Origin of the sequence: Amycolatopsis rubida (genome assembly GCF_900115345.1) — a bacterium.
GTDB lineage: Bacteria > Actinomycetota > Actinomycetes > Mycobacteriales > Pseudonocardiaceae > Amycolatopsis > Amycolatopsis rubida.
On the sequence record NZ_FOWC01000001.1, the window covers coordinates 311,698 to 327,911 of the forward strand.

Annotated in this window: 17 protein-coding genes; 8 read left to right on the top strand and 9 right to left on the bottom strand. The window is 69.2% G+C overall.

The window, feature by feature from the left end; translation table 11 throughout:
• Positions 1 to 19 precede the first annotated feature (19 nt).
• Positions 20 to 1,159, top strand: coding sequence for a methyltransferase domain-containing protein (locus tag BM362_RS01570; RefSeq protein ID WP_093571957.1), 1,140 nt, complete (start codon positions 20 to 22; stop codon positions 1,157 to 1,159).
• On the opposite strand, the gene BM362_RS01575 is transcribed toward BM362_RS01570, so the two are convergent.
• Complete coding sequence (locus tag BM362_RS01575; RefSeq protein WP_093571958.1) at positions 1,160 to 1,993, bottom strand: enoyl-CoA hydratase/isomerase family protein; 834 nt, start codon at positions 1,991 to 1,993, stop codon at positions 1,160 to 1,162. It lies immediately after the preceding gene.
• A gap of 122 nt (positions 1,994 to 2,115) precedes the next feature.
• Here BM362_RS01575 and BM362_RS01580 point away from each other — a divergent pair, with 122 nt between their 5' ends.
• Positions 2,116 to 2,496: a winged helix-turn-helix transcriptional regulator gene (locus BM362_RS01580; RefSeq protein ID WP_093571959.1), complete on the top strand. Its 381-nt coding sequence runs from the start codon at positions 2,116 to 2,118 to the stop codon at positions 2,494 to 2,496.
• Positions 2,497 to 2,530: 34 nt separating this feature from the next.
• Here the strand turns inward: BM362_RS01580 and BM362_RS01585 are convergent, their stop codons facing one another.
• From BM362_RS01585 to BM362_RS01595, 3 genes are read right to left on the bottom strand one after another with little or no spacing between them, the layout of a single operon-like run.
• Positions 2,531 to 3,172 (bottom strand): AAA family ATPase, encoded by a 642-nt coding sequence (locus tag BM362_RS01585; protein WP_067595448.1) that lies wholly within the window; start codon positions 3,170 to 3,172, stop codon positions 2,531 to 2,533.
• A 1-nt stretch (position 3,173) separates the two neighbouring features.
• A complete protein-coding gene (locus tag BM362_RS01590) occupies positions 3,174 to 3,605 on the bottom strand; it encodes a TFIIB-type zinc ribbon-containing protein (RefSeq protein ID WP_093571960.1) in 432 nt (143 codons plus the stop codon).
• A 33-nt stretch (positions 3,606 to 3,638) separates the two neighbouring features.
• Positions 3,639 to 4,007 carry a VOC family protein gene (locus tag BM362_RS01595; RefSeq protein ID WP_067595446.1) on the bottom strand — a complete coding sequence of 123 codons (369 nt, stop codon included), beginning with the start codon at positions 4,005 to 4,007 and terminating at the stop codon, positions 3,639 to 3,641.
• 94 nt (positions 4,008 to 4,101) lie between these two features.
• Here BM362_RS01595 and BM362_RS01600 point away from each other — a divergent pair, with 94 nt between their 5' ends.
• The gene (locus BM362_RS01600) at positions 4,102 to 4,569 is read left to right on the top strand and encodes a CGNR zinc finger domain-containing protein (protein ID WP_093571961.1); all 468 of its coding nucleotides are present in this window, start codon (positions 4,102 to 4,104) and stop codon (positions 4,567 to 4,569) included.
• A gap of 1,051 nt (positions 4,570 to 5,620) precedes the next feature.
• On the opposite strand, the gene BM362_RS01605 is transcribed toward BM362_RS01600, so the two are convergent.
• Positions 5,621 to 6,919, bottom strand: coding sequence for a DUF445 domain-containing protein (locus BM362_RS01605; RefSeq protein ID WP_067595442.1), 1,299 nt, complete (start codon positions 6,917 to 6,919; stop codon positions 5,621 to 5,623).
• A 29-nt stretch (positions 6,920 to 6,948) separates the two neighbouring features.
• Here BM362_RS01605 and BM362_RS01610 point away from each other — a divergent pair, with 29 nt between their 5' ends.
• Both BM362_RS01610 and BM362_RS01615 read left to right on the top strand, forming a co-directional pair.
• Positions 6,949 to 8,115: a pyridoxal phosphate-dependent aminotransferase gene (locus tag BM362_RS01610; RefSeq protein WP_093571962.1), complete on the top strand. Its 1,167-nt coding sequence runs from the start codon at positions 6,949 to 6,951 to the stop codon at positions 8,113 to 8,115.
• Between the two features lie 315 nt (positions 8,116 to 8,430).
• Complete coding sequence (locus BM362_RS01615; protein WP_143132349.1) at positions 8,431 to 9,936, top strand: hypothetical protein; 1,506 nt, start codon at positions 8,431 to 8,433, stop codon at positions 9,934 to 9,936.
• 449 nt (positions 9,937 to 10,385) lie between these two features.
• On the opposite strand, the gene yczR is transcribed toward BM362_RS01615, so the two are convergent.
• The gene (gene yczR, locus BM362_RS01620) at positions 10,386 to 11,825 is read right to left on the bottom strand and encodes a MocR-like transcription factor YczR (protein WP_093571964.1); all 1,440 of its coding nucleotides are present in this window, start codon (positions 11,823 to 11,825) and stop codon (positions 10,386 to 10,388) included.
• 61 nt (positions 11,826 to 11,886) lie between these two features.
• Here yczR and yczE point away from each other — a divergent pair, with 61 nt between their 5' ends.
• A complete protein-coding gene (yczE, locus tag BM362_RS01625) occupies positions 11,887 to 12,528 on the top strand; it encodes a membrane protein YczE (RefSeq protein WP_067595435.1) in 642 nt (213 codons plus the stop codon).
• Here yczE and BM362_RS01630 read toward each other — a convergent pair.
• On the bottom strand, positions 12,525 to 13,058 hold the full coding sequence (locus BM362_RS01630) for a Clp protease N-terminal domain-containing protein (protein WP_067595433.1): 534 nt from the start codon (positions 13,056 to 13,058) through the stop codon (positions 12,525 to 12,527). The two genes, yczE and BM362_RS01630, sit on opposite strands and share 4 nt — an antisense overlap.
• Positions 13,058 to 13,267, bottom strand: coding sequence for a hypothetical protein (locus BM362_RS01635; protein WP_009071860.1), 210 nt, complete (start codon positions 13,265 to 13,267; stop codon positions 13,058 to 13,060). Before BM362_RS01635 ends, BM362_RS01630 begins: the two co-directional genes overlap by 1 nt.
• A 410-nt stretch (positions 13,268 to 13,677) precedes the next feature.
• Here BM362_RS01635 and BM362_RS01640 point away from each other — a divergent pair, with 410 nt between their 5' ends.
• On the top strand, positions 13,678 to 14,442 hold the full coding sequence (locus BM362_RS01640) for a hypothetical protein (protein WP_067594855.1): 765 nt from the start codon (positions 13,678 to 13,680) through the stop codon (positions 14,440 to 14,442).
• A gap of 59 nt (positions 14,443 to 14,501) precedes the next feature.
• The gene (locus BM362_RS01645) at positions 14,502 to 15,185 is read left to right on the top strand and encodes a DUF998 domain-containing protein (RefSeq protein ID WP_067594858.1); all 684 of its coding nucleotides are present in this window, start codon (positions 14,502 to 14,504) and stop codon (positions 15,183 to 15,185) included.
• On the opposite strand, the gene BM362_RS01650 is transcribed toward BM362_RS01645, so the two are convergent.
• Entirely contained in the window at positions 15,163 to 16,191 is a 1,029-nt protein-coding gene (locus tag BM362_RS01650) for a D-cysteine desulfhydrase family protein (protein WP_067594861.1), read from the bottom strand. The genes BM362_RS01645 and BM362_RS01650 overlap by 23 nt on opposite strands.
• Positions 16,192 to 16,214 lie beyond the last annotated feature (23 nt).

Below are 16,214 nucleotides of genomic sequence, written 5' to 3' on the forward strand. Positions count from 1 at the left end.
ACCCCGTTACCCTGGGCTTATGCGGGCACAACGGTTGCGTCGACGCCTGGTCCGGCACCTCGTCGAAGAGGACGTGCTGCACGACGAGGCGTGGACGGACGCCTTCGCGACCGTCCCGCGGCACGCGTTCCTGCCGCGGTTTTTCGTGCCCTCCGGCAACGGCTGGGCCGCAGTCGACCGCAGCGACCCGGACTGGCTGGACCGCGTCTATTCGCGCGACGTCCTGGTCACCCAGCTCGACGACGACCCGGCGCTCTGGGACCGGGCCCGCGCACACGGACCGGTCCCGGGCACGGCGACCAGTTCGTCCAGCATGCCCGCGATCATGGCGATCATGCTGGAAGAACTCCTGGTCCGCGACGGCGATCGGGTACTGGAGATCGGCACCGGAACCGGCTACAACGCGGGTTTGCTGTGCCACCGCTGCGGTTCCAGCCAAGTGTCCACAGTGGATATCGACCCGGCCATCGCGGCCGCCGCGCGGGAACGTCTGGCCTCCTGCGGCTACGCCCCCGCGTGCGCCACCGGCGACGGCGCACTCGGCTTCCCGGCCGGAGTGCTCTTCGACCGGGTCCTGTGCACCGCGTCGGTCTCCCGGATTCCCCTTTCCTGGCTTGAGCAAACACTCCCCGGCGGGCACATCGTCACCACCCTCAACCGCCCGCTCGGCGGCGGGCTGATCCGGCTCACCGCAGGCGAAGGCGCGACCGCCGAAGGCCAGGTCCTAGCCCGCGACGGCCGCTTCATGCCCCTGCGGGCGCACCGCCTGTCGCCACTCGCGGAACTGCCGTCCACTGCCGATGCGCAATGGCGTCCCACGGAATTGTCGATGACAGATGTTCTCAAACCGCAACGCCATTTTGAGTTCTTCGCGTCACTGGAGCTGCCGGAGGTGCGCCCAGTGCACGTCGACCCGAACGGCAGCTTCGCACTGTCCCATCCAGACGGTTCCTGGGCCCGCACCCGCCGCACGGATTCCGGTTTCGAGGTAGCGCAAGGAGGTCCACGTGCCTTGTGGGATCTCGCCGAGGACGCGCACCGTCGCTGGGAATCACTGGGTCGTCCCAGCCGGTCGCGCTTCGGCCTCACGGTCACCAGCGACGAGCAGACTTTCTGGCTGGACGATCCGCAATCCGAGAACCGGTGGCCGTGCGGCTGATCACCCCGCCAGCCCGCGAAGCAGCCCCTCCAGATCACGCTCGCCCGCGCGCGTTTGCGCGCCGTGCGCCAGTCCTCCGCGAATCAGCGCTTCCGCCGCGGGACGAGTGAACTGCCCCGCCCAAGCGTCGTGTTCCCGCTGAAATCCCTTGGCCAGATCATCCGGAACGACAGCCTGTTTCGCCGCGGCGATCACTCCCTCCGGCAGCGCGGCGATGTTGCGGGCCAGCCGATCGACGACTTCTTCCAGTTCGTCAGCGGGCACGGCCCGGTTGACCCAGCCGTAGCGTTCGGCCGTCCGCGCGTCGTACAACTCGGCGCCGAGCACGATCTCCAACGCCCGGTTGCGGCCGACCCGGTTCGCCAGATACTGCGTTCCGCCGCCGCCCGGGACAATCCCCATCAGCGCCTCGATCTGCCCGAGACCGGCGGAGCCGATCGCGGCGAAGGCCAGGTCAGCGGCGGCGACGAACTCCGCCCCGCCGCCTCGGGCCAGGCCGGCCAGCTGCACGATCGTCACCTGCGGCTGCTGCCGCAGAAGTTCGCCCAACGCCTGGAAAACGTTGAGCCCCGCGGGCACCTCGGGGGCGAACTGGTCGAACGCGTCCGGCGTATCGACCAGTGACATGTCGACGTGCGCGATGAAGAAGTCCGGATCGGCGCTGTCGAAAACGATCACGCGCGCCGAATCATCGTCTCGCAGCGCGATCAGCAGCCGCCTGAGGTCCGCCATAAGAGCCACGTCGAGGACGTTGACGGGCGGGTTGTCGATGGTGACGCGGACGATGCCGGCCTCGCGGCGCACGCGCAGGGTCGAGTAGTCGTCGTGGTGCATTCGGGTCTCCGATACGTATCCGGCAGGCAGCTAGGTTCCTGATGTATACCTAGGCTCGGACGTTGCTCGACCGGCGTCAATAACGCACTTTGGGCATCGCAAGGATCATGGAGGATACCGAGATGGCCGCTCCCGACACCGACACTGTCTACCGGGCCGACTGTCCCAGCCGCCCGATCCTCGACCAGATCGCCGACAAGTGGTCGATGATGGCGATGGCGGTCCTGGAGGAGCCGCGCCGGTTCAACGACATCAAACGCAGGCTGGAAGGCGTGACCCAGCGGGTGCTGACCCAAACCCTGCGCCGGCTGGAACGCAACGGCATGATCGAGCGGCGGGTACTGCCGACGTCCCCGGTCGGAGTCGAGTATTCCCTTACGCCGCTTGGTGAATCACTGCGCGAGCCGTTCGGCAGGCTGTATGACTGGACCGTCGCGCACACCGGCGAAATCCACGAATCCCAGCAGCGTTACGACGAACGGCTCCGCGCGGAAGAATCGTGAAGGGCCACTAGGTCGAACCCAGTCACAATCCCGCTTACGCACCGATTCCTAGGTCCGACCTAATTCTGGCCCGGACCCACTTCTCCACCGCGGTCACGACGTCGGCGAGCGGAGCCTCCGTCGTGTCGATGGACTCGACCTGCCCACGTATCCACAGGTTGAACTCGAGCATCTCCTCGATACGCGCCTCGTCCCACTCCCGCCACGCCGGCCGGGCACGCAACCGCCGCCGAAGGGTCTCGTTGTCCGCGACCAGCGCCAGATAGTGCACGTCCGAGAAGAAAACGCGCTCTGGCAACGGTTCCAGCTCCTGCGGTGCGACCGTCCCGCACAGCACGACCGGCCGTCCGTTCTGGTGCAGCATCGCCGCCATCCGCAGCCACGCCCCGCGAAACGCCGGATTCCCCGGGACGTCGTCGCGCAACGCGCCGGTCCACAGCACATCCTGCTCCAGCACGACGGCCTCGCCCGCCAACCGCTGCGCCAGCTTCGGCCCGACTGTCGATTTGCCGCCCGCGCTCGGCCCCGTCAACGCGAATAACGGCAGCCGCCGGAACGGCCACCGGTGTCCGCACTCCGCGCACCGCACGAGGTCCCCGTCAACCTGTGGACAACTCGCACGGTCGCCACAGGCCGGGCAGATCCGCAGGTCAAGCGCTACCGGGACGGTGGACAACTCAATCGAAGAGGTTCTCGAGGAAACCGCGCTTGCGGCGTCCGCCGTACGGTCGCGGCGAGTCCCCGTAGCCACCGCGGTGCGGCCGCGGCGAGTCCGCGTGCCCGCCCCGATACGGACGCGGCGAATCCGAATGCCCGCCCCGATACGGACGCGGCGAATCCGAATGCCCGCCCCGATACGGACGCGGCGAATCCGAATGCCCGCCCCGATACGGCCGGGGCGAATCCGAGTACCCGCCTTGATAAGGGCGCGGCGAATCGGGACGGCCGTACGGCGGCGGCTGCTGCCGGTAGAAAGCGCTCTCCGCACCGGCGATCTGCTCCAGCTCACCGCGGTCGAGGAAGATCCCGCGGCAGCCGTCGCACTGCTCGATGTGGACGCCGTTCTTGTCGACCGTGCGCATCATGTTCTGACACTTCGGACAAATCACGCAGCCGACCCTACGCGGATTCGGCGTGCCGCGTCAGCAGGCGCAGAGGCAGAACGGGTGGCCGACCGGATCGGCGTACACGCGGAAGGTCTCCGGTGAATCGTCGAGCAGCTTCGCGCCCAGTCGGAGAATGCGCTGGTGAGCGGCCTCGAGATCGGGGACGTCGAGGTCGAGGTGCGCCTGCTGCGGCTTCTCCTGCGACGGCCATTCGGGCGCTCGGTAATCGGCCACCCGCTGGAATTCCAGCCGGACGCCGCCGCGCGGGTCGACGAGCGTGGCCCAGTGGTTGTCCGGCGCGATCTCGGGTTCGTCCCACTCAAGAAGGGAGCGATAGAAACCGGCGAGTACCCCTGGGTCCGGACAGTCGAACGCAATGCCGCCGAAAGTCGGAATCGCACCCATGTTTTGCCCATCCTCTCCTCGTCGCGTAACCAGTAAAGCGAGTATGTCGGTTAGGGAGCCAGGTCGCAACCGATATCGCCCGTACACTGGGCAGGTGCACACCGACGCTTCCCTGGTGGTCGCCTTTCTCAACACCGTCGACATCGAACGGGGCGACGACCTGCTGGACGATCCGGAGCTCTGGCGGCAGTGGACCGCGGACCACGACGTGTCACCGAACGATCCCGCCGAAGCCCGCGTCGTGCGGGACAGCCTGCGCGCCGCCGTCGGCGATCCGCGGCTGCCCGCGACCACGCTGGACGTCCCGCTCCGCTTCGCCCTCACCGAAACCGGCCCGACGCTGCTCACCCCGGATGCCGTCACCGCGACCCTGGCCGCGGCCACCCGCCTCGCCATCCGGGGCGACTGGGTCCGCCTGAAGATCTGCCCCGCCGACGACTGCCTGTGGGCCTTCTTCGACGAATCCCGCAACCGCTCCCGCACCTGGTGCTCGATGCGCGTCTGCGGAAACCGCGAAAAGGCCCGCTCCTGGCGCGCCCGCACGGCGGCTGTGCACAACTAACCCCCTGTGGACAACTTGTCCACACACACCACATGTGCACGTGCAGATGCCCTGGATCCCCACAAGTTGTGGACAGCGATTAGGCCATCACCGTGAATTCCTGTGGATAACCCCGGGGATAACTCAGCTTCCTGTGGACAACTGGTCTGAGCGGCCCGCGGCTGTGGTATAGGACGGCGCGTATACGACCGACCACCCGCCGCACCCGGTCGAAGCAGAGGAGAACTGCGGTCGGCATGGCAGCCGAAGCCCCCGGGATACCCGCGGGGCCGACCTCGATCCGCGGGTGTCCCGGGCAAGCAAACGAGAGCTGGATCGGCGACGAATTCCGCTCAACCACAACGAAATCCCGCATCGGCCGCCAGCCTGGATCCGGCAGCGACCCGCATCGGCTGGGCCAGAGGTCAGCACGCCCGACCATCAACCGCGCCCTCCCGAACCGGCTGGACCAGCACAGTCAACCGCCGACCGGCGACCCCGATCCCGAACCGCGTCGACCGGCCCAGCACAGCCAACCGCCGACCGGCACCCGCACGATCCCGAACCACACCGGGCAGACCAGGCCACCCAACCACCGACCGGCAACCGCGCCCTCCCGAACCGCACCGACCGGCCCAGCAGCCAACCGTCGCCCGGCAATCTCGCAATCCCGAACCACACCGACCAGCCCCGCACACCCGACCACCGCCCGGCACCCGCGCGATCCCGAACCACACCGGGCAGGGCCAGGCCACCCAACCACCGATCAGCAACTGCTGGCCGCGAGCAGACGAATTCCCGCCGCCGACCGGCAACCGCTCCATCCCGAACCACACCGGCCAGGCAACCGCCCCATCCCGAAACACACCGGCCAGGCAACCGCGCCATCCCGAGCCACACCGGCCAGGCCCCAGCCACCGGACAGCAACGCACCAGCCCGAACCGCACCGACCGGCGCAGCACAGCCAACCACTGACCGGCGATCGCTAACCGCTAGCAGGCGAATCCCCGCCGCCGAGCGACCCCGAAACCCCAGCCGCCCTCGGCCACGGCTCTCGCGGCGGGCCAGCCCTCAGAACAGCAACTGCGCCACCGCGTAAATCACCAGCCCGGCCAGCGCACCCACCACGGTCCCGTTGATCCGGATGAACTGCAGATCCCTCCCGACCTGCAGTTCGATCTTCCGCGACGTCTCCTCGGCGTCCCACCGCTCCACCGTGTCCGTGATGATCGTCGTGATCTCGCGGGAGTAGTGGGTCACCAGGTAGACCGCCGCGCCCTCGACCCAGCCGTCCACCTTCGAGGTCATCGACGGGTCGTCCACCAGGCGTTTGCCCAGCGACTCCAAGCCGCCGCGGACTCGCTGGCGCAGTTCGCTCGACGGGTCCTCCGCGGCGTTCAGCAGCATCTCCTTGGCCGTCGCCCACGCGTTGCCGATCAGCTTCTGCACTTCGCCGTGGTTCACGATCTGGCCCTTGACCTGCTCGGCCCGCTCCATGGTCTTCGGGTCGGTCTGCAGGTCCTGCGCGAACTCGCCGAGGAACTTGTCCAGCGCCAGGCGCATCGGGTGGTTGACGTCCGTTTTGACCGCCCAGGTGAACGTCAGGACCTCGCCGTACACCTTGTCCGCCAGCATTTCGTCGACGAACTTCGGCGACCAGCTCGGCGCGCGGTCCGAGACCACGCGCAGCATCGTCTGGTGGTTGTCCCGGACCCATTCGTAGGCGCGGTCGCACATCAGATCCACCAGCTTGTGGTGCGCGCCGTCCTCGAAAACGCCTGCCAGGATCTTGCCGAGCGGTGGGCCCCACGGCTTGTCGATCACGCGCTTGACCACGGCCTGCTCCATGATCGCCTGCACGTCCTCGTCGCGGAGCACCGTCACCGCGCCGCGCACGACGGTGGCCAGTTCCGACGTCACGCGTTCCGCGTTGTCGCGCTGCGAGAGCCAGCTGCCGAGCCTGCTCGCGACCTCGACGCGGCGGAGCTTGTCGCGGATGACGTCCGGGGACAGGAAGTTCGAGCCGACGAACTCGCCGAGGCTGTTGCCGAGCGCGTCCTTTTTGTTCGGAATGATCGCGGTGTGCGGGATCCGCAGGCCGAGCGGATGCCGGAACAGCGCCGTCACCGCGAACCAGTCCGCGAGCGCGCCGACCATGCCCGCCTCGGCCGCGGCGCGCACGTAGCCGACCCAGCCTGCCCAGCCCGCCGACTCCGCCCAGCTCGTCAGCAGGAACACGATCGTCGCGCCGAGCAGGAAGGACAGCGCGACCAGCTTCATCTTGCGCAGACCGCGCCGTTTCGCCTCTTCGCCGGCGGTGCCGCCGGGCGGGTCCGCGGGCGTGACCTTGGCAGGGGTGAGTTGCTCCACACCGCCATTGTCCGTGAGGATGCGTTCTCGTGCGTGAACCAGCTCTCGTCCCCCGCCTTCGCCCGTTCACCTCGACGGTCTTCGCGGAGATGACCGCGCTCGCCGTCCGGCACGACGCGGTCAACCTCGGCCAGGGCTTCCCGGACACCGACGGGCCGGCCGGAATGCTCGAAACGGCGAAGAACTCGCTGTTCGGCGGCGACAACCAGTACCCGCCGGGGCCGGGCCGTCCGGAGCTGCGCGCCGCGATCAGCAGGCACCGCCAGCGCTACGGAGCCAGCTACGACCCGGACACCGAGATCCTGGTCACCGCGGGTGCGACCGAGGCCATCGCGGCGTCGCTGATCGCACTGACCGAGGCGGGCGACGAGGTGCTCGTGGTCGAGCCGTACTACGACTCGTACGCCGCCGCGGTCGCGATGGCGGGTGCGCAGCGACGCGTCATCGGGCTGGTCGAAACCGAGAACGGACAGCTCGAACTCGACCTCGACGCCCTCCGCGACGCGATCACCCCGAAAACCCGCGCGATGCTGCTGAATTCGCCGCACAACCCCACGGGCACGGTGTTTTCGCGCGCACAGCTGGAGGAAGTCGCGCGGCTGTGCGTCGAGCACGACCTCATCGCGGTCACCGACGAGGTCTACGAACACCTCGTCTTCGACGGCGCCGAGCACCTTCCGCTCGCATCGTTCCCCGGGATGCGCGAGCGGACCGTCGCGATTTCGAGCGCGGGCAAGACCTTCAACTGCACCGGCTGGAAGATCGGCTGGATCTGCTCGACGCCGGAGCTGGTGGCCGCGGTGAAGGCGGCGAAGCAGTTCATCACGTTCGTCTCCGGCGGACCGCTGCAGCCGGCCGTCGCGTACGCGCTCGACAACGAGCTTGAGTGGGTCGAAAACCTGCGCGCGAGTCTCCAGGAGAAGCGGGATCGGCTTTCCGCTGGCCTTGCCGATGCGGGATTCGCAGTCCGGCCGAGCGCGGGGACGTACTTCGTGACGGCGGACGTGCGTCCGCTCGGTTTCGCGGACGCCGCCGAACTCGCTTGGACGCTGCCGGAACGCGCCGGAGTCGCCGCGGTACCCGTCAAGGTGTTCACGGATCACCCGGACGAGTGGAAACATTTGCTGAGGTTCGCGTTCTGCAAGCGCAACGAGGTGATCGACGAAGCCGTAGAGCGCCTGCGGAAACTCGTCTGACGACTGCCGTCCGGTCCCGGTTTGCCCCTGGGGAATGGAGATACCGAGAGTGTCGCGGTGGCGGAAACATCGGGTCAACGCCCGAATTCGCGCTGCGGACGGGCCGCCCGGATGGCCGCATCTGCCCCGGTTGAGACGACGCAGGGTGATCGACTAGGGCGGATCGGACACCAGAGCCGGTGCGGACGTTCCGCCTTACGGGGTGGATCGAGCGCGGGAGAGATGAAACACTCGCGTCCGGTGCTAGAAAGAGGGCAGCCCCGGGGGACCTGCGACCTGGCCGGAAGACAGCCCCAGCAAGATCAGTCTCGTGCGGTGGCACGAGCTTCAGGCGCGGACGGTGGTGGTGGCGTGACCGGCATGGCGAATCCGTGCGGCCTCGCACATCCCGTGGCGTCCGGCTCCGGTCCGCTCGGGAACGCGGGGTCCGCGCTCCTCGGAATGGCCGGCGGCGCTTCGAACCGCGCCGAGCGGAACTCCTCTTTCGCGCGCGCGGGCGTGAAACGGCGGCCACGAGCCTGGGCGGCTCCGATCGCCCGGCCCGCCGCCCGGATCGCCGTCGCGGGCGGGCTCACCCTGGCCGGATGGCTGCTCGGCGCGGCGTTGTCGCAGGCGAACGCCGCGACGGACGACCACGCCGACCGTCCCGCCGCTTCGGCGCACGACACCGAACCGGAGCACCGGTACGCCGGAACGGCCACGTCCGGCACCCTCACCTGGGCGATGCCCGGGGCGGCGACCGGCGCGAAGCACGCCTCCCTCCACCGGTTCCAGATCTCCGCCGACGACTACCGGCCGGACGTGAGCTTCCGGTCGGCCACTGTGTCCGGGAACGACCCGGAGCACCAGACCAGCGCCGCGGCGACCCGTCCCAAGATCACCAAGCCCGCCAAGGCGAAAAGCCCGGGCAAAGCGAAACACCACGCACCGGCGAGCGACCCCGCGCCCGAAGCGACCACGCAGCCCGGCCTGCTCGGCAGCACCAGCAGCGAGCCCAGCCAAGGTTCGCCCGGCAGCACCAGCACCGAGCCCCAGCCCGGCCTGCCCAGCAACACCAGCAGCGAACCCAGCCAAGATTCGCCCGGCAGCACCAGCACCGAGCCCCAGCCCGGCCTACTCAGCAACACCAGCAGCGAACCCGAGCAAGGCGAGCCGCGGCAAGGTCTCCTCGGCGGTCTTCTCGGCGGCACCGGCCGTGATTCCGGCCCTGGCCTTCTCGGCGGGCTCCTCGACAGCCCCGGCACCGGCCGGCCAGGTCTCCTCGACAGCATTCTCGGAACCGTCGACCACACCGTCGACACGACCCTGCACACCACCGTCACCTCGGTCGACACCGTGATCGACACCGCACCGGTCCGGGTCGTCGAGCCGCCGGTCGCCACGGTCGAACCGGCCCCGTCCGCCAGCGGGTCAGTCAGCGTCTCCGTCCCGGCGGCCAAGCTGGCGAAAGAGCCGGAAGCGCCGGTCGCCGTGAAGGTCAGCAAGCAGGCGCCCGTCGTCCACGCCGCGTCCGCCCACGTCCGCACCGCGCAGCCCGCCGCCAAGCAGGAGAACCAGCCCGCGCCGCCGGTGAAGGAACACAGCCAGGCAGGCGGCAGCAGTGGTGGCGGCGAAGGCCTGCCCTCGGCTCCGGCCGCGCCTGCCGCGCCCGCGTCGACTGTCTCACCGGGACACGACGGGCACGGCGGTCTGCGCCAGCTGTTCGCGCTGTCCGGCGACGGCGACACCGTCACTCAGCTCAAGCTCATCGGCGTCAGCCGCGACCACGAGGTCGACGGCGCGGGCAGGGACGCCGCCCTGCCGACCACCTCCCCGGACTGACCTCCCGACCGGTTACCCGGGGAGAGCTCCGTCCACCTCAAGATCAACTTCTTGATCGCGCGCGCCCGTTCGCTGCGCCGGACTCACCCCTTCGCACTAGTGCTACTTCACTCAAGGGGCTGAACCATGACCGCACTTCCCGACCGGCCGACCGCGCCCGGCCGGATCGGGTCCTGGTCCCGGCGCCGCGCTGCCCCCGCGGCGCCGGGACCCACCACGGGCGTGCTCCGGAGGCTTTCACTCACCGCGCCGAGCGAAAGCCTGCGCCAACCGAAGCCCGCCTGAACCGAGGGCGCTTCCCGGCACTTCGAGGGGCTGTGCCGGGAAGCGCCTCGGACGATCGGCCGGTGCGCCGGACAGGTGACCGCCACCCTCCCTGGAGTGGCTGGATCCCATCCGGTGCACCGGCTGTTCACGTCGTGAGAACCGGCATCCCCACTCACGATCCGCTAGGTCACCGAAATCCGTTCCGCGGGCACATCCGCGCAGCCGCGCACCGAGGCCGCCGCCGCGCTCACCCGTCGCACCGCTTCCGGCAACTGCTCGCGCGGCAGCCCGAACGGCAGCCGCAGCCAGCGTTCCAACCCGCCGTGCACCCCGAACCTCGACCCTGGCGCGATCTGGACTCCGTGGTTCGCCGCCGACACCGCCAGCCGTGTGCTCATCGGTTCCGGCAACCGGCACCACAGCGACAGTCCGCCGGAGGGCACCTGGAATGTCCACTCTGGACAGTACTTGCGCAGTGCCGCGATCGTGATGTCCCGCTGCTCCCGGAATTCCGCCCGGCGCCGGGCGAGCACGTCGTATCCCTCCGGTTCGAGCAGCGCCGCCAGCACGAGCTGGTCGAACACCGGCGCGCCAAGATCGACCGCGAACCGCGAGGACTGCAACCGGTCCAGCAAATCCGTCGACGCCCGGATCCAGCCCAGCCGCAACCCGCCCCACTGCGATTTCGCCGCCGAGCCGACGCTCAGCACCAGATCCCCGCCGAACGCGGCCAGCGGCGGCGGACCGGCCACCGGATCGCCCTCGTAATCCAGTTCCACCAACGATTCGTCGACCACGACCGGCGTCCGCGACCGGGCGAGCAGCCCGCCGAGCCGTTCCCGGCCCGCCGCGTCGAGGCGCAACCCGGTCGGATTCTGGAAGTCGACCACGAGATAGCCGAACCGGGGCGCGGCCTGGCGCAGCGCGGCCTCGATTCCCGGCAAATCCCAGCCGTGCACCGGATCGAGCGCGACCGGCACCGGCAACGCATGCGTCGCGCGGACGGCGTCGATGGCGTTCGGATACGTCGGCTGCTCAAGCAGGACCCGGTCACCGGGCCCGCTCAGCATCCGCAGGCAGAGCACGAACGCGGAGTACGCACCGGAGGTCACCAGCACCTGGTCCGGCGACGTCGGCAGGCCACGCGCGGTGTAGCGCTCAGCAATCCGCTCCCGCAGCCGCGGCAGTCCCCCGGTGAGATAGCCATTTCCGCTGACGTACTCGACCAGATCACGCCGCGCGGTGTCGAACGCGGCCATCAGCCCGGGCACCGCGGGCGGTGCGGCCCGCGCGAGGTCGAGGAGGTCGTCCCGAACCGCCTCGGCCTCGTCGCGGTTGCCCACACCAGCCACCCACGACCCAGCTCCGCGACGGCTGGCGACGAGACCGTCCGCGCGGAGCCGGTCGAGCGCCGCCCCGATCAGCGTGCGGCTGACGCCGAGCGCGTCGGCGAGTTCGCGCTCGGCGGGCAGCCGCGTGCCAATCGGCAACTGCCCGTCGAGCACGTGCAACTCGACCGCCGCGGCGAGGTCAGACGCACCTTGCCGGGAGCCACGCTGCCGCCATTCCCCCAGTAATATGGCCAATCGCCGTCCCGAAATCCGGCCACCCAGAGGTTCCATAAGGCCAATTATCGCGCATTGGCCATGGCATACCAGGCCAGTTGGCACCAATAGTGGAGAAGTGGCAGTTACCGACCTCAGTCCCCTCAGCCTTCGCCGAGCTCCCGCGCGCCGGGGTGTCCAGTTGCTCGCCGGCCTCGCGCTCTATGGCGCGAGCATGGCCATGCTCACCCGCGCCCGCCTCGGCCTAGACCCGTGGGACGTGCTGAACGATGGCCTGACCAAGATCACCGGGCTGACGTTCGGCACGATCAGCGCCGTCGTGGCGGTGTTCGTCCTGCTGCTGTGGATCCCGCTGCGGCAGCGCCCCGGCATCGGCACCGTCGCGAACATCGCGGTGATCGCGGTAGCGGTCGACGCGGTGCGCGCCGTGCTACCCGACCAGCACGTGCTCGTCTGGCAGATCCTGATGCTGGTCGGCGGCGTGGTCCTGAACGCCGTCGCGACCGCGGTGTACGTCGGCACCCGCCTGGGCCCCGGCCCCCGCGACGGCTTGATGACCGGCCTGCACGCGCGAACCGGCTGGTCCGTCCGCCTGGTCCGGACCGGCATCGAGGTACTCGTCCTGGCCGCGGGCTGGCTGCTCGGCGGCGCGGTCGGCGTCGGAACCGTGCTGTACGCCCTCAGCATCGGCCCGCTGACCCAGGCCCTGCTCCCGCTGGTCACTTGGCGCACCGGGGCGCACCAGCAAGAACAGCATTAGCGCTTGCCGACGGCGTGGCGGACCGCCGGATAGTCGATCCCGCGCGCCGCGAGGAAGTCGGCTACCGGACCGCGCTGTTTCACGAGGGCGAGCAGCAAATGCTCCTGCCCCAGATGCTTGTCGCCGAGTTCATGCGCCTCCCGCACGCTCATCTGCAGCGCGCTCTTCGCGTCCTCGGTGAACGGCAAGTGATTGCGCTTCGTGGGCCGGCTCGCCTGAGCAAGCGCACCCGGCCCGTGCGTCTGCTCGATCCGCTCGACAATCTGATCAACGTCGATGCCGAACTCGGTGAGCGCCTCGGCATCGGCGTCACTGATCCCGCCACGCCGGCGCACCCGGGCAAGCTCAGCGAAGACGTCCTCGCGCGACACGCCGAGGTTCCGCAGCAACCGCACGGCCTCGCCGTTCTCGATCCGCGCCAACCCGGCGAAAACCGCCTGCGCGGAAATCTCGTGCGCCCCCGCCTCATGCGCCGCAGCCTGCGCTTCGACGACTGCTCTCCGGGCGTCATGGGTGAACTTCTCGAACATCAATGCCTCCCGTACTTCTTGTGGACGGCCTGTCGGCTGACCCCCAACTCGGCCGCGATGTCCTGCCAAGACCAGCCGTGCATCCGCGCACTGCGCACCTGAACCGCCTCCAACTGCTCAAGCAACCGCCTCAGCGCCGCCACCGCCCGAAGCCCCACCCGCGGATCCCGGTCACCGGCGCGAGCGGCCAAATCCGTCGCCTCCGTCATAATGTCAACCTAGATTGACGCCACCGAACTGTCAACCCGAGTTGACATCACTCCGTGAGGGCCACCCTCATTGACTCTGATTCCCGCAGGGTTCCCCTCACGACCCACGACCGGTCCGCGAGAGGCCCCTGCACGAACGCGGGTTCCCTCAAGAAGCCCCTCACCGCCCCGCCCGCAGACCGCCACCGCTGCACCCACCATCGAGGCACCCAGCCCCTCCCCCGCACCCCGATACGAAGCCCCCCTGCGGACTGGGGTTGCTTGTCAAGGCATCTTTCCCGCCTTGACAAGCAACCCCAGACCGTCAGCACACTCAACCTTCGGGGTGCCCCACACCAGCAACCAGGCCAATGTCGCCCCCAGGCGACGAGCCCCCCACCCCACCCCCACCCGCGAGCTACAGTCGACCAGTGCCCGAGATTTCGACCGCCGAGCGAGCCGGAGTCGGTTCCGACGGCCGCCCCCGCCCCACCGAAGACCACATCGCCCTCCTGGACCAAGCCGTCCTGGTCCTGGACGGGGCCACCTCGCCGAGCCCAGACCTCCCCCCAGGCGGCTGGTACGCCCACCTCCTCCGTGACCAGCTAGCCCAGGAACTACGCACCAACCCCCAAGAAGACCTCGGCAAGGCCCTGGCAACCGCAATCACCGCAGTAGCCAAAGACAACGGCTTAACCCCGGGAAACTCTCCCTCCAGCACAGTCTCCATCCTCCGCTGGAACGACTCCGAAATCGAAGCCCTGGTCCTGGCCGACAGCCCAATTGTCGCGTTTGGACAGTTCGGCGCCGACGTAGTCTCCGACGACCGCCTGCTCTCTCTCCGCAACAACGGCCTCCTGCAAACCGGCGCCGACGTCCGCCAGAAACGCAACGCCGAAGACGGCTTCTGGGTAGCCGAAGCCGACCCGTCCGCGGCCCACAAAGCAGTCCGCCGCAGCTGGTCCCGCACGGACGTCGACGCCGTCCTCATCGCCACCGACGGTGTCGCGATCGGAGTCGACGAATACGGCCTCTTCGCCTGGCCAGAAGTCCTGCAGCTAGCCAAAAACAAGGGCCCCGAAGCAGTACTGGACGCGGTACGCGCCGCGGAAAACGACGACCCGCACGCCGTCCGCTGGCCGCGCGCCAAACGGCACGACGACCAGGTGCTCGTCCTCGCCGACTTCGCGGGGTAGGGGCGGAATCAGGGGTTTTCCCTGATCACGAAACGCCGCGGAGCCGCCAATCTGGCTGCATGGGGAACTCACGAGGCGTCCGGGGATGGCGCCTGACCGCGCTCGCTGCGATCGCCTGGGGGCTGTTCACGATCACAGTGCTGCACATCATCAGCTCGCACGATCCGATCTACGACACGCTTTCGAGCTACACGATCACCGACCGCGGGGAGGGCATGCTCGGGGCGAGCGTGCTGTCGGTGGCCGTTGGATCACTCGCGGTGCTCGGCGCGCTGATCGCCGGCGGCGTGCCGATGACGTTCAGCACCAAGGCTTTGCTCATGCTGTGGGCGCTCGGGCTGGCGGTCGCCGCGGTTTTTCCGGCCAGTTACCCGCAAAGCCCGAGGCCGCTCAGCGGGGACATCCACCTGTACTCGTGCCTGGTCGCGTTCGCGAGCCTGCCCGGCGCGGCGATCACGATGCTGGAACCGTTGCGCGGCACGGCGGAGCGCGTGTTCGTGGTGCGGTGGCTGAAGTTCGGGCTCGCCGCGGTCGGGCTGTTCGCGCTGAGTTTCCTGTTCGTCCGGCTCGACGAAGCCGGGGTGCAGCCCTTCCACGTGCTCACCGAAGTGCTGCCGGTGGGCGCGACGCAGCGGCTCACGCTGATCGCGAACGTCGCCCTGCTGCTGGTCCTGCTCCGGATCGCGGCGCGGACCGAAACCGCTCGCGCCGCGGTGCTCGTTACTTCCGCGCCTCGGCCATGAATTCGGGCGCGTAGCCGAACAATCCGGGAAGACCGCCGGTGTGCACGAACACGACGGCCTCCTCGGGCGAGTACCGTCCCGCCGCCGCCCATTCCACGAGGGCGGCGGCGGCTTTTCCGGTGTAGACCGGGTCGAGCGCCACGCCCTCCGTGCGGCCGAACAACCGGATCGCTTCCCAGGTCCCCGACGCCGGAATTCCGTAGCCCTCGCCGATTGTCGTGTCGTTCAGCCACACGTGCGCCAGCTTCGGTGGGTCGAACCCAAGCAACTCCGCGGCCCCGGCGGTGAGCTGGGACAGGTTGTCCACAGCCTCGTTGAGCGGATGGCTGACGCAGGCGATGTCCAGGTCCAGCGAACCGAGCAACTCGGTACCGAGCGCCAGTCCGGCCGCCGTGGCCCCGCTGGCGTGCGGGCTGACGATCCGGGCGTGGTCCACGCCCTGCTCCACCAGTTGGACGGCTAGCTCGCGAGCGGCATCCACATAGCCAAGAACGCCGAGTGGGTCGGACCCACCAACTGGGACCGTCCTCACGTTCCGGCCCTCGTCCGCGGCTTCGACGAGCAGCCGTTCGTACGTCGCGGCCGCTTCCGCGTCGGACGCGCAGATGTGCACCTGGGCGCCGAAGAGCAGGTCAAGCGGGACATTGCCGGACCGCTCGTACGCGTCGCCGGAGCGCGGCACCTCAGTGATCAGCACCAGTTCGCAGCGCAAGCCAAGCCTGGCGCACGCTGCGGCGGTCTGGCGGCCATGGTTGGTCTGCAGCGCGCCGAAGGTGATCACGGTGTCGGTGCCGTCGGCGAGCGCCGCACCGAGGTGGAAGTCGAGTTTGCGCAGCTTGTTGCCGCCGACGCCGAGCGGATGGACGTCGTCGCGCTTGAGCAGCAGCCGGGGGACGCCGAGCGCTTCGCCGAGCCGCAGTGCCGGGACCAGCGGCGTCGGCCCGTGGTGAAGACCGGCGCGCGGAAAGCCGTCGAAGGAGGGGAACCGGGCGAAGTCGAACGTCATCGATCCTCCGTGCGCTGGCCGGG